General features: G+C 41.6%; 12 protein-coding genes, 1 pseudogene and 1 other annotated feature. All 13 genes and pseudogenes read right to left on the bottom strand.

Annotation, left to right across the window (positions count from 1 at the left end; translation table 11 throughout):
- Window positions 1-58 precede the first annotated feature (58 nt).
- The gene (locus CSV72_RS04560; protein WP_099677327.1) at window positions 59-577 is read right to left on the bottom strand and encodes a GrpB family protein; all 519 of its coding nucleotides are present in this window, start codon (window positions 575-577) and stop codon (window positions 59-61) included.
- A gap of 46 nt (window positions 578-623) precedes the next feature.
- Window positions 624-1,223, bottom strand: a complete 600-nt coding sequence (locus tag CSV72_RS04565) for a hypothetical protein (protein WP_143561150.1) — start codon at window positions 1,221-1,223, stop codon at window positions 624-626.
- Between the two features lie 17 nt (window positions 1,224-1,240).
- Window positions 1,241-2,272: pseudogene (locus CSV72_RS04570) on the bottom strand (S66 family peptidase).
- A 71-nt stretch (window positions 2,273-2,343) separates the two neighbouring features.
- On the bottom strand, window positions 2,344-2,694 hold the full coding sequence (locus CSV72_RS04575; protein ID WP_099677329.1) for a hypothetical protein: 351 nt from the start codon (window positions 2,692-2,694) through the stop codon (window positions 2,344-2,346).
- 29 nt (window positions 2,695-2,723) lie between these two features.
- Complete coding sequence (locus CSV72_RS04580; protein ID WP_099677330.1) at window positions 2,724-2,978, bottom strand: hypothetical protein; 255 nt, start codon at window positions 2,976-2,978, stop codon at window positions 2,724-2,726.
- Between the two features lie 20 nt (window positions 2,979-2,998).
- Window positions 2,999-3,484: a GNAT family N-acetyltransferase gene (locus tag CSV72_RS04585; RefSeq protein WP_099677331.1), complete on the bottom strand. Its 486-nt coding sequence runs from the start codon at window positions 3,482-3,484 to the stop codon at window positions 2,999-3,001.
- Between the two features lie 201 nt (window positions 3,485-3,685).
- The gene (locus tag CSV72_RS04590) at window positions 3,686-6,331 is read right to left on the bottom strand and encodes a valine--tRNA ligase (RefSeq protein WP_099677332.1); all 2,646 of its coding nucleotides are present in this window, start codon (window positions 6,329-6,331) and stop codon (window positions 3,686-3,688) included.
- A 53-nt stretch (window positions 6,332-6,384) separates the two neighbouring features.
- Window positions 6,385-6,603 (bottom strand) — a binding site (T-box leader).
- Window positions 6,604-6,830: 227 nt separating this feature from the next.
- Entirely contained in the window at window positions 6,831-7,454 is a 624-nt protein-coding gene (locus tag CSV72_RS04600) for a hypothetical protein (RefSeq protein WP_099677334.1), read from the bottom strand.
- A 169-nt stretch (window positions 7,455-7,623) separates the two neighbouring features.
- The gene (hemL, locus tag CSV72_RS04605; protein WP_099677335.1) at window positions 7,624-8,919 is read right to left on the bottom strand and encodes a glutamate-1-semialdehyde 2,1-aminomutase; all 1,296 of its coding nucleotides are present in this window, start codon (window positions 8,917-8,919) and stop codon (window positions 7,624-7,626) included.
- A 1-nt stretch (window position 8,920) separates the two neighbouring features.
- Window positions 8,921-9,901 carry a porphobilinogen synthase gene (hemB, locus tag CSV72_RS04610; protein ID WP_099662159.1) on the bottom strand — a complete coding sequence of 327 codons (981 nt, stop codon included), beginning with the start codon at window positions 9,899-9,901 and terminating at the stop codon, window positions 8,921-8,923.
- On the bottom strand, window positions 9,898-10,662 hold the full coding sequence (locus CSV72_RS04615) for a uroporphyrinogen-III synthase (RefSeq protein ID WP_099677336.1): 765 nt from the start codon (window positions 10,660-10,662) through the stop codon (window positions 9,898-9,900). The genes hemB and CSV72_RS04615 overlap by 4 nt, the downstream gene beginning before the upstream one ends.
- Window positions 10,655-11,584, bottom strand: a complete 930-nt coding sequence (gene hemC, locus CSV72_RS04620) for a hydroxymethylbilane synthase (RefSeq protein ID WP_099677337.1) — start codon at window positions 11,582-11,584, stop codon at window positions 10,655-10,657. The genes CSV72_RS04615 and hemC overlap by 8 nt, the downstream gene beginning before the upstream one ends.
- A 15-nt stretch (window positions 11,585-11,599) precedes the next feature.
- On the bottom strand, window positions 11,600-12,430 hold the full coding sequence (gene ccsA / locus CSV72_RS04625) for a cytochrome c biogenesis protein CcsA (protein WP_099677338.1): 831 nt from the start codon (window positions 12,428-12,430) through the stop codon (window positions 11,600-11,602).
- Window positions 12,431-12,488 lie beyond the last annotated feature (58 nt).

Genomic DNA, 12,488 nt, shown 5'->3' on the forward strand with positions numbered 1-12,488 from the left:
TAACTTCGTGAATAACCTCACAAAACACCTCATTACTTTCTAGATACCCTTCTACATATTACTTCTTAGCATTATACCAACTAAGCGCATTTCGCTCCAATTCCTTCACAAACAGATCTTTTCCATCAATATAGGATTCTATGTCGTCCGGAAACATGGCAGCCAGTTTCATTTTCAAGGAGCCATAGCGCTTACTTTCCTCAGGATGAAAGCGAAGATAATCTCTAACCGCTAAATGACGAGCAATGTCGTATAGATTATCCTTCTGGAATACATGGATGTGATGCGTTCGAGTCTGTTCACCTTTTCTAAAATAACGTCTTCCCTTCATTCCAAATTCACCAAGCGCTTCATAACCGATTTTATTCATCTGAGTACTCAAGGCGTCAACATTTTCGATTGTCTTTACTACGGGCATTATATCGATTATTGGTTTAGCTGGTAGTCCTTCTACAGATGTACTGCCGATGTGATGAATATGTACTAATTCATCTTCAAAAACCTTGGCGATTTTTCGAGATTCTTTTTTAAACATCTCTGGCCATTGATTATTGTAGTCCACTACTTGCACTTTCATATAGTTCCTCCCTATTTATTTTATTGATCTACGTTTAACCACGTTGTTAATCTTCCCAATAAAAGATAGCATCCAAGACAAGATATTGTCGCTCATTCCGATAAATCGTCGGGATTTTTGTATTAAAGGATAGTGGTACACTCATTTCTTTTGTAGCTAATAGCTTGTAATCAAATTCCTCTAAAGCATTCTGTAATTCAAATGCTAATGTTTCCAATTCCTCACCAACAGTTAGCGAAATAGGATCATCAAGTATTGAACCTTGTCCACTGCTCAATTCTTCGGTCGTCTCTATACGAATGGTTCTATACCTCACATCTTCTCCCATTATAGCAACTGGGGCTAGACGACTTATATCGAGTATAATGCCTGTTATCTCTATTTCACGTATTCCATTATTTTCTTCCATAACAATACAATCTTCTTTGCGATAACAAAAAAACTCCACAAAGGAAGCATAGCCACTGCCGAAATGATCCCATTCCGCTTCGCAGAGCACATTGTGGATGCGATTGATTCGATAGAACAGTCGATCAATATGTGCCAAGATTTCTTTTTCATCATAGCTATCATAAGGATAGATTCCCCTTATAACATCACCTTTGATGAGCATTCGCAATTGCTGATCTGTAAAAATTAAAAACACCTCATTTAACTATTATTTTACTGAACGCCACTTTCGAGAATGGAAAACGTCATTTGTTCACAATCTATCTCCGCCAAAGCCCCATACGGTAATATAAATTTAGGTTCTGTATGTCCAAAGTTCAAGTTATATAAAATAGGTAAATGCTCCAAACCATATTCTTTCATCACGTGAAGAATTTCTTCTTTATACTCTTCAAAGTATTTCTCATCTTTCGGTTTCCCGAAAATAATGCCACTCACTTTCTGTAAGATTCCTTGTGCTGCATAATTTCTCAACCAGTAGCGAATCAAATTTGGATCGGGCTTCTCTTCAGATGTTTCAAAGAATACTATACTATTGTCCCAATACTTGTCTTCAGGCCAAATCACCGTACCCTTCGCAAATTCCAAGACTTCGATACATCCACCAATCAATTGTCCTTGCACAGTACCTGAGCCTTGAAGTAGTTCGTATCCAGTATTCTGATTCATCGTACGTCACGTATCCTTATTAGGCTCAATCCATTCCAACCGTTCGCTTGTCCACTTTTCAGCTGGTCGTATCTCACCAATGGTTTCATTAGAAAAAAGAGTTCGATTCACGATCTCAACCGTGTAGGAATCCATCTCAATATTTTCAGCGAAATCGGTTAATATAGCTGGTCCGTAGAATGACGATATTCCCGCTTTATGACAAAACAAATGAGATATCGTAACGTCAGAATAACCCATAAAAATTTTCGGATTTTCTTGTATTACGCTAAAATCGATATATGGAAGTAAGCGGATGCTGTCCTCTCCTCCGATATTCGCAATGATCCCTTTAATATTCGGATCCTTAAATGCAGTCATCAGATCTTCTGCACGCGCTTTCGGATTTTCATAGAGAAAGTCTGCTCCCTTTAAACTATTTGGCATCGGCACAACAGTTAAGCCGAATATATCTTCCAATCTCTTTACGCCTTGCTCATACCGCCACCTGATTTCTGGTTCTCCCGCTCCTCCCCACGATGGACTCACTGTTGCGACTTGATCACCACGCTGCAATTTCTTCGGTTTAATTAACATTCGATTTCCCCCTTTTTTCTATTTAGCATCCATTGCTATACCTTTTTTCGAGTACCTATTACGCTCAATTACTACTCACCCAGTTGCAGTAAATAGCGTTTCTCTACTTTCATATAGTCAACAATCAAAACATCGCCCCGTTCCTTCGATTCATAAATCTCAGCTCCAATCGGGATATGCGATGCCATCCCCCTTGAAACTTCCCCAAGCTTCGACCCCTTTGTGAATTTCCCCATATCAGACCAATCGATATTACTTTTGTATACTTTGCCTTCAAATTTCAGCCAATCCGCTTTTGGGTCCAACTTTACCATCTGTTTTTCTGTCAAATACCCACCTCGGTTTTGTTCAACACTATTGGTACAGCCAAACAATACAAATGACAAGCAGAGAAAAAGTAATAAAGTAGTGATCTTCCGCATAGTGAACCTCCCAATACCTGGCTTCTGCATTACATATTCATAGCTGTAAAGTAAATATACAAGATAAATAGTACCGGAATAAACGTGATAACAAATCCAAAAACTCGAATCTTTTTGCTTAACTGCAAAGCTAAGCCAACTACCCATACTACGATTAAACCAAGTATGGCAATATTATGAGTAGAATTCTCTCCCATTCCGCTAATTCCATAGCCTACAACACTATTAATCAGCACAAATAAACCAGTAAAAATATTTACTACAATGAACAGTATTCTATTCAAGCAAATCCCCCCTATTACTCTTAAAGAATCCATTTCATTTGAATCGTTTTCAACATATGGCCGTCAAAGTGATCATCATATTCTTTGACCGTCTCAAATCCTATCGCTTCATAAAACTTCCGCCCAACTAGATTTTCCTTTTCCACTTCGACGACAATTTCTCTCATCTCTCCCAGAACTTCAATCCCCTTTTGTATAAGAGCCGAACCCAATCCCTTCCCTTGTCGATCAGGATAAAGATAAATAGCACGCAGTTCGGATTTGTCGCCTGCATCTACCTGTGAAAAATCAGCAAATCCAACTACTTCATTTTCATCTTCTACAACAAATAGATTAGAATTTTGTAGACGGGTATTCATCATACTAGTACTATAAGCCGCATCCAAAAAGCAATCTTGAATCGCACGCGGAATCATCTCCTCATACGTAGCATGCCAACTCACTCTAGCAATATCCTGTACTCTCTCAATATCCTCACTTAACATCTCCCGAACAAAAAAACCCATAGAGCACTCTCCTAACATTCGTAATATCGTGATTCCAATTATACCCATTAGACTGGATGAATACTATATTTAAAATATAGTTTTAGCTTGGGGGCGTAAATGCCTATCTCTCTTCCCTTAATCCTCACCAACCCCAAACGACAAAAGCCCATCCTACAGCATCGCGCTGTCAAATGGGCTTTCAACTTCTTCATACTACCTTTAAATCTCCTTCAGTTCCGCAATACGACGTTCAACCGCCGCATACTTCTCCAAATAATCCTTCTCTTTCGCACGCTCTTCCTCAACAACTGACTCAGGCGCCTTCGCAGTAAAGCGTTCATTTGATAACTTGCCCTGAACCCGCTTCACTTCACCTTGCCACTTACCAAGCTCTTTCGTCAAGCGAGCCAATTCTTCCTCAATATCAATCAATCCCTCAAGCGGCAAATACAACTCTGCCCCCGTCACGACTGCCGACATCGTCTTACCTGGCGCATTCACCTTCACACCAATCGTCAATGTTTCTGGATTACAGAAGCGCACAAGATAGTTACGGTTCTCTTCCAGTACCGCAACCGTCTTCTCGTCCTTCGCCGAAATATACAAATCAACTTTACGACTCATCGGTGTATTCACTTCCGCACGAATATTACGTACTGCTTTGATAATATCCATCAACAATTTCATATCCGAAGCACGAGACTTGTCCATCATGGCAGCATCTACTTCAGGCCACTTCGCTACTGTGATCGACTCACCTTCATGTGGAAGGTTCTGCCAGATTTCTTCAGTAATGAAAGGCATTAATGGGTGCAATAAACGCATCGTCTGATCAAGAACATGCGCAAGAACCGAACGTGTCATTTTTTTGGCTACTTCGTCTTCACCGTATAGTGGCAATTTCGCCATTTCGATATACCAGTCACAGAAATCATCCCAGATGAAGTTATATAATGCGCGGCCCATTTCACCGAACTCATAACGGTCAGCTAAATTGGTTACCGAATCTATCGTTTCATTTAGACGAGTTAAGATCCATGCATCTGCAACAGACTTCTTACCTGATAAATCGATTTCTTCATACGTCATACCGTCCATATTCATTAAGGCAAAACGGGAAGCATTCCAAATTTTATTGGCAAAGTTCCAAATCGCTTCTACTTTTTCTGTAGAGTAACGTAGATCTTGTCCTGGTGAAGAACCGGTTGCTAGGAAGTAACGCAATGCGTCTGCACCGTATTGCTCGATTACGTCCATTGGATCTACACCGTTACCAAGAGATTTAGACATTTTTCGCCCGTCTTCCGCGCGTACTAATCCATGGATCAAGACATCCTTGAAGGGACGCTCTTCCGTGAATTCAAGTGCTTGGAAGATCATGCGGGACACCCAAAAGAAGATAATATCATATCCTGTAACAAGGGCATCTGTCGGGTAATATTTTTTGAACGTTTCACTGTCAACATCTGGCCAGCCCATAGTCGAGAACGGCCATAGAGCAGATGAGAACCAAGTATCCAATACGTCATTGTCTTGTGTCCAGTTTTCTTCATCGGCTGGTGCTTCTTGACCCACATAGATTTCGCCTGTTGTGTTGTGATACCAAGCCGGAATTCGGTGACCCCACCATAGTTGACGAGAAATACACCAGTCGTGGACGTTTTCCATCCAGCTCAAGTACGTTTTCTCGAAACGTTCAGGTACAAACGTTACTTTTTCTTCTTCATTTTTCTGAAGATTGATTGCTTGCTCAGCAAGTGGCTGCATATTGACGAACCATTGTGTAGAAAGGTAAGGTTCCACTACTGCACCGCTTCGTTCCGAGTGTCCGACAGAGTGCATATGATCTTCAATTTCAAATAGCACATTCATCTCTTGCAAATCTTTAACGATTTGTTTACGGCATTCGAAACGGTCCATGCCTTCATACTTGCCTGCTAATTTATTCATCGTACCGTCTTCATTCATCACCAACACACGTGGTAAGTTATGACGGTTACCAATTTCAAAGTCATTCGGGTCATGCGCTGGTGTAATTTTCACTGCACCGCTTCCGAAATCCATTTCAACGTAGTCATCCGCTACGATTGGAATCTCGCGTCCCACGATCGGTAATTTGACCATCTTGCCGATCAAATGCTGGTAGCGCTCGTCATCCGGGTGAACTGCAACAGCTGTATCACCAAGCATCGTTTCGGGACGTGTTGTCGCTATTTCAATCGAACCTGTGCCATCTGCCAACGGGTAACGCATATGATAGAATGCACCTTGCACATCTTTATGGATAACCTCAATATCAGATATTGCTGTCTTCGTTGCAGGATCCCAGTTGATGATATATTCGCCACGGTAGATGAGCTTCTTCTCATACAATTTAACGAATACTTCATTTACTGCTTTTGATAATCCTTCATCTAACGTAAAACGCTCTTGTGAGTAATCGAGGGCTAAACCAAGTTTCGCCCATTGCGCGCGGATATGGCTCGCGTATTCTTCTTTCCATTTCCATGTTTCCTGTATGAAGTTTTCGCGGCCAAGATCATAACGTGTTTTGCCTTCAGCGCGAAGTTTTTCCTCTACTCTGGCTTGTGTCGCAATTCCAGCGTGGTCCATTCCCGGCAACCACAACGCGTCATACCCTTGCATACGTTTCATGCGGATGAGCATATCTTGTAATGTTGTATCCCAAGCGTGCCCTAAGTGAAGCTTACCTGTGACGTTCGGTGGTGGAATCACAATCGTATACGGTTCTTTTTCACTTTTTACATCTGATTCAAAATACTTACCTTCAAGCCACCATTCATAACGTCCTTTTTCAACTGCTTGCGGATCGTATTTAGTCGGCATCGTCAATTCATCAGTCATTTCAGTTCCTCCTTCAAATAAAAAGGGATACAAAAAAGCCCCACTCATCCCGGTAAAAGGACGAAGGAGCTCGTGGTACCACCTTTATTTATGAACGCTAAATAGCATTACATCTTCATGATTTGGTAACGGTCTTCACCGGATTCTGCTACTATAATTTCACAGAAACTGCTCATAGGGGACTTCCATATGTTGTTTCCAGGTACGTTCCACCAATCGCACCCTCTCTAAAGAAAACGGTTCACATGTACTTTCCTACTCTTCGCATTTATATTCATATACCCATTATTATAAGCGAAACATGTAGCGTCCGTCAACTGAATAGTAGTCTATAGAGAAAGGATGGTGAACGATGCGAAGAGGATATAATCCCTACTTGTTACCGCCATGGCTTCGGAAAACGAGATTTTATTGTAAAGGCTGTATCATTCCGTTAACCGTTTTTCAGTTGATTAGATTACTCATTATCCCGACGACTGGTGACTTTTTAGTATTTTGCTTACTCGCTGCTTTGTCTTTCTGCTTCTACAAAAACATTATTTGAATGGAAGATCTTTCTCGTTACATCGTCATCCATCTCGGCGATGTATAGGAGAAAGTCTTCCATTTCATTAGTTACTTGCTCTATCGCACGATCCGCATTTGCAAGAAACTCCATATGAGATGTCGATGCAGCTACGAACTCTGGCGCAGCGGGCTCTTCTTCGATTACGACCGCTTCTTGTACAGGCTTATCCTGTTTCAAATGAACAGTCCACTCGAGCTTCAATCCTCCGTCTTCCTGTGGTGAAGTTTTAATATCCTGCACTTCAAGTTGCAAGTCTCCATCGAGTTCTACTGGCAGATCAACATTCAGAGGGACAGCATACTCAAAATACCCTTTATTGTTTTCTACTTCCACGTCATTAATAACTAATGCATCTTCAGTTGCCAATTCCACTTGCTTGTCTGCATCAAATACAACGTTTGCCGCGATATGATAGATCCCTTGCAAGCGGATCGCTTCCTCCGTACGCTCTTCCGTAAACCCTGGCGTCACCTTTACCTCAGCCGATTCAGCAAATGCCCCGTACTCAGCAGGGAAATAAAAAGACTCTTGCAATGTCCATTGATGCGTCGTCATTTTCGCTTCACTCCTTTTCTTAACTCAGGCTACTATATGAAGAAATGGAGGAGTTTAGAAGTAAAGTATAGTGTAGATTGAAAGGGAAGTAATCGTAACCCTGCCATCCTCCCTAAAATAATGAACATAAAAAAACGCCAAGCAAACAAATTTGCCTGGCGCTTCATAATTATCGTTTTAACTTCTCAAATACCGTATGGAATGCTTCCACAGTTTTCGCGATATGCTCTTCTGTGTGAGCCGCTGACAAGAACATTCCTTCGAATTGGGAAGGTGGTAAGAAAATACCTTCTTCCGCCATCAGACGGTAATATTCTGCGAATAGTTCCAAATCGGATGTCTTCGCTTTATCATAGTTATTGACGCGTACGTCTGTAAAGAAGAAACCGATCATAGAACCTGCTCGGTTAACAGTATGTGGAATATTATTAGCTTTCGCTGCTGCGCGGAAACCTTCTTCCAACTGATCGCCAAGTTTGATGAAGTGTTCGTATGTTTTCGGTGTCAACTTTCTCAACGTTTCGATACCAGCTGTCATGGCTATTGGGTTACCAGACAATGTACCCGCTTGATAAATAGTTCCCGCCGGCGCGACATGCTCCATAATCTTGCGTGAACCGCCATACGCTCCTACAGGCAGTCCGCCACCGATTACTTTACCTAGACATGTAATGTCCGGTTTGATGTTGAAATGACCTTGTGCGCATTTATAACCCACACGGAATCCAGTCATGACTTCATCAAAGATGAGTAATGAACCGTTTTCTTCGGTCAAATCACGTAAGCCTTTAAGGAAGCCGTTATCCGGTCCTACAACACCCATGTTTCCTGCAACCGGTTCTACAATAATTGCAGCAAGGTCGTCTCCGTACTCTTTAATAGCTAATTTAACACTTTCCAGGTCGTTATATGGAACCGTAAGAGTGTTTTGCGCAATCGATTCAGGCACTCCCGGGCTATCAGGTAAACCTAATGTAGCGACACCCGATCCCGCTTTAATAAGCAAAGAATCAGCATGTCCGTGATAGCAGCCTTCGAATTTAAGGATTTTATTACGCTTCGTATAGCCCCGTGCTAATCGAAGTGCACTCATCGTCGCTTCCGTACCTGAAGATACCATACGCACCATTTCAATCGATGGTACACGGTCGATGACAAGCTCTGCCAATTCATTTTCAAGAAGAGTAGGCGCTCCGAAACTTGTACCTGTTTCAGCTACTTTTTGAATTGCCGATACTACGTCAGGGTGTGTGTGTCCTAGGATTAGAGGACCCCAAGATAAAACATAGTCAATATATTCATTGCCATCAATATCCTTAATAATCGCACCTTTACCACTTTCCATAAAGATCGGATCCATATTGACTGATTTGAATGCACGAACTGGTGAGTTGACGCCACCCGGCATTAAATCTACTGCTTTTTTGAAAGCTTCTTTAGAGTTCGTATTTGTTTTTTGTCCCATATTACTTCTCCTCCAACCAGCGAGCAGCATCTTTTGCATGATACGTCATGATGATATCTGCGCCTGCACGCTTCATACTTGTTAACGTTTCTAATACAATTTTCTTCTCGTCTACCCAGCCATTTAACGCTGCTGCTTTAACCATTGCGTATTCCCCACTGACGTTATACGCTACGACAGGCAATAGCACATGATTCTTCACATCGCGAATGATATCTAGGTAAGACAATGCCGGCTTAACAATTAAGAAATCTGCGCCTTCAAGAATATCGGATTCCGCTTCACGCATTGCTTCCATACGATTTGCTGGATCCATTTGATACGTTTTACGATCACCAAATTGTGGTGTAGATTGCGCTGCTTCACGGAATGGACCGTAATAAGCAGATGCATATTTAACCGCATACGACATGATCGGAATGTTTTGGAATCCTGCATCATCTAGCGCTTGACGAATAACTGCCACAAAGCCGTCCATCATATTTGATGGTGCAATAATATCCGCTCCAGCTTTCGCTTGGCTGACTGCTGTCTTCGCAAGCAATACGAGACTTGCATCGTTATCTACATCATTGTCGTGAATAACGCCACAGTGACCGTGGTCTGTGTACTCACATAGGCAAGTATCTGCTACTACGACTAATTGTGGATGACGTTCCTTCACTGCGCGTGTTGCACGCTGAATGATTCCTTCATCGTCATACGCTTCAGAACCGGTTGCATCCTTTTCGGAAGGTATACCAAATAAAATAATAGAAGAAATACCTAACTCGACTACTTCATCGGTTTCTTTCAATAATAAATCAATTGAAAACTGATCTACTCCTGGCATAGAAGCAATTGGATTACGTACGTTCTCACCTTCTGTAACAAAGATAGGATAAATGAAATCCGCTGCTTTAATTTCTGTCTCTCTTACCATCGCTCGAACGGTAGGATGTGTACGAAGTCTACGATGACGCTTAAATTCTATTGGATTCACTTGAATTCTCCCTTTCGTTTGGCCAGTTCATGGACGAGCTCGACTAATGTATACGTTTCAGGTTTGACGTGAACGGGCGCGCCTACTTTTAATAACGCACGTTCCGTAACATGTCCAATTGCGCAAACCGTAAAGCCAAACCACGTTGTTTTCGGCGCAATACGTGAAGAGAATACTTCAACCGCCGATGGGCTTGCGAACAAAACAGACACCTGATTTTTATGGAGTATAAAACGACTCAATTTATCTATTTCACTCGTTGCACTCTTGGTCTCATAGACTGTCCATTCCGATACATGGAACGGTAACTCTTCACGAATCAAACTGCCCGCGAGAGTGCCTTTCAAAAAGACTACATGTAATCGTTCTGACTTTTTTGGATTAAACTGTTTGACGAAAACATCTGCACTAAAAACGCTCGGAATGAAAGACACGGCAAAGCCTAGTTTATCTAACGCAGCCGCTGTTCGAGTTCCGACCGCGGCAACTTTTCCGTTGAACGTATCAGCCGTTACATTGAACCGCAACATCTTCGCACGGAACGCAGCAACTGCCGATTGGCTCGTAAAAATGAGCCAATCAGCCTTCATTGCTTGTTGCAATTTTTGCTGATCAGCCTTTTTCTGTATTTCTCCGACTTCAATAAGCGGAATCGAAACCGGAATGCCACCGTACTTTTTCACAAGTTCGGCAGCTTCCGCAGATTTTGGTGTTCCGGTGAAAATAACCGTTTCTCCTGCTAACGGTAATGCGTTACGCATCCATTTCCGCCTTCACTTTCTCGATTACTTCAGCAGCACCTTGGTCGCGTAAAATTCTACTGACTTCTTTACCGACTGCAACAGGATCTGTTCCTTTCACAGTTTCACGGAACACTTGAACTGCATCCGGAGAAGCGATGAAGCCAGTCATTTCCACTTCATTACCATCAAACGTTGCAAACCCTCCGATTGGCACTTGGCAAGAACCATCCATTTCATTAAGGAATGTACGCTCAGCCTGTAGTTCAATCCAAGTATTCTTATCTGTTAATTTCGCAAGTTCATTCAGTAATTCTGTATCGTCTTCACGACATTCAATCGCTAATGCACCTTGTCCTACTGCTGGAATACAATCTTCAAGCGATAGGTGTTCTGTGACGATATTGTCATCCCAGCCCATACGCTTAAGTCCTGCTGCCGCTAAAAGAATTGCATCATATTCACCATCTTGAAGCTTACGTAGACGTGTATCAATATTGCCGCGAATCCACTTAATTTCAATATCCGGACGTAACAGCAATAACTGTGAACTGCGACGAAGACTGGATGTACCGACAACCGCTCCGATCGGTAAGTCCATGAAACGCACATGGTCGTTTGCGATGTACGCATCACGTGGATCTACACGTTTAGGAATACAGCCGACTGTCAAACCGTCAGGAATCACCGCTGGCATATCTTTCATGCTATGTACGGCAAAATCAATTTCTTTATCAAATAAAGCTTGTTGAATTTCTTTTACAAATAACCCTTTACCGCCAACTTTTGACAACATGACGTCCAAGATTTGATCGCCTTTCGTCACAATCTCTTTCACTTCAAACTCAAAAGGTGCACCTGCCTGCTTCATTTGTTCGATGAACCATTTCGTTTGAGTTAATGCTAGTTTACTTCTGCGTGAACCTACAATAATTTTTCTCACAAAACTCTCCCTTTCTTATATCCATAAATGAAACTGTGACAGCGTACTGCCTAAAAAGAAATTAATGACCGTTAAGAGAAATGCAAATATCGTCATCCAGGCAAACTCCACTGATTGAAGCTTTCCCTTATAATTGAAATAAATAACCGAAGAATAGATGAGTAATACTGCAAATGATCCCATAATTTTCACATCAAACGGAGACCAATCTTCAAGCGCTACATACGCCCACTGAACACCAAATAACAAACTGACGAATAAAATCGGAATCCCGGTATAGATCGACATTTTCATTCCCATCATCGTCTGATGTAAATTGGGTAGACTGGAAAAGCGCTTTCCAAAATTCTTACTTTTTAATACGTTATAGACAATCAAATATAATACCGCAAAAACAAATGCTAATGCGAACACTGCATACGAGAGGATTGCTGACGTAATGTGAACAAATAGTACTTCTGAAATGAGCGAATCACCAACTGTGGACGCTGTGTATTTCAAATTGGAAAAGACATGAATCATTAAAAATCCAAAACCAATGATATTTGTGAAAAACACCATAAAGTTCACTTTATAAATCAACTGGAACACAATAGATAATGTAACCAGCAACCATACATAAAAATAAATTCCTTCAACTAGCGATAATACTGGAAAGCGTTTCATCTGAATAATATAAAGTGATAAAATCGCGGTTTGTGTAACCCATACGGTAACAATGAGCCAAAAAGCAATACGTTGGACAGCTTTTGACTTCTTCAAGTAATCAATAAAGTAGAAAACGAGACCGAGGGCATAAAGGACAATCATGAATTCCTGTAGTCTTGCGACGGTTAAATCAACCATATGCTATTCTCTGCCTTTCAAGCGAAAACCTCTCTTTTGCTAGTAAGGAGTGTTCGTC

It is taken from the genome of Sporosarcina sp. P20a, assembly GCF_002743175.1.
In the GTDB taxonomy this organism is placed as follows: Bacteria; Bacillota; Bacilli; order Bacillales_A; family Planococcaceae; genus Sporosarcina.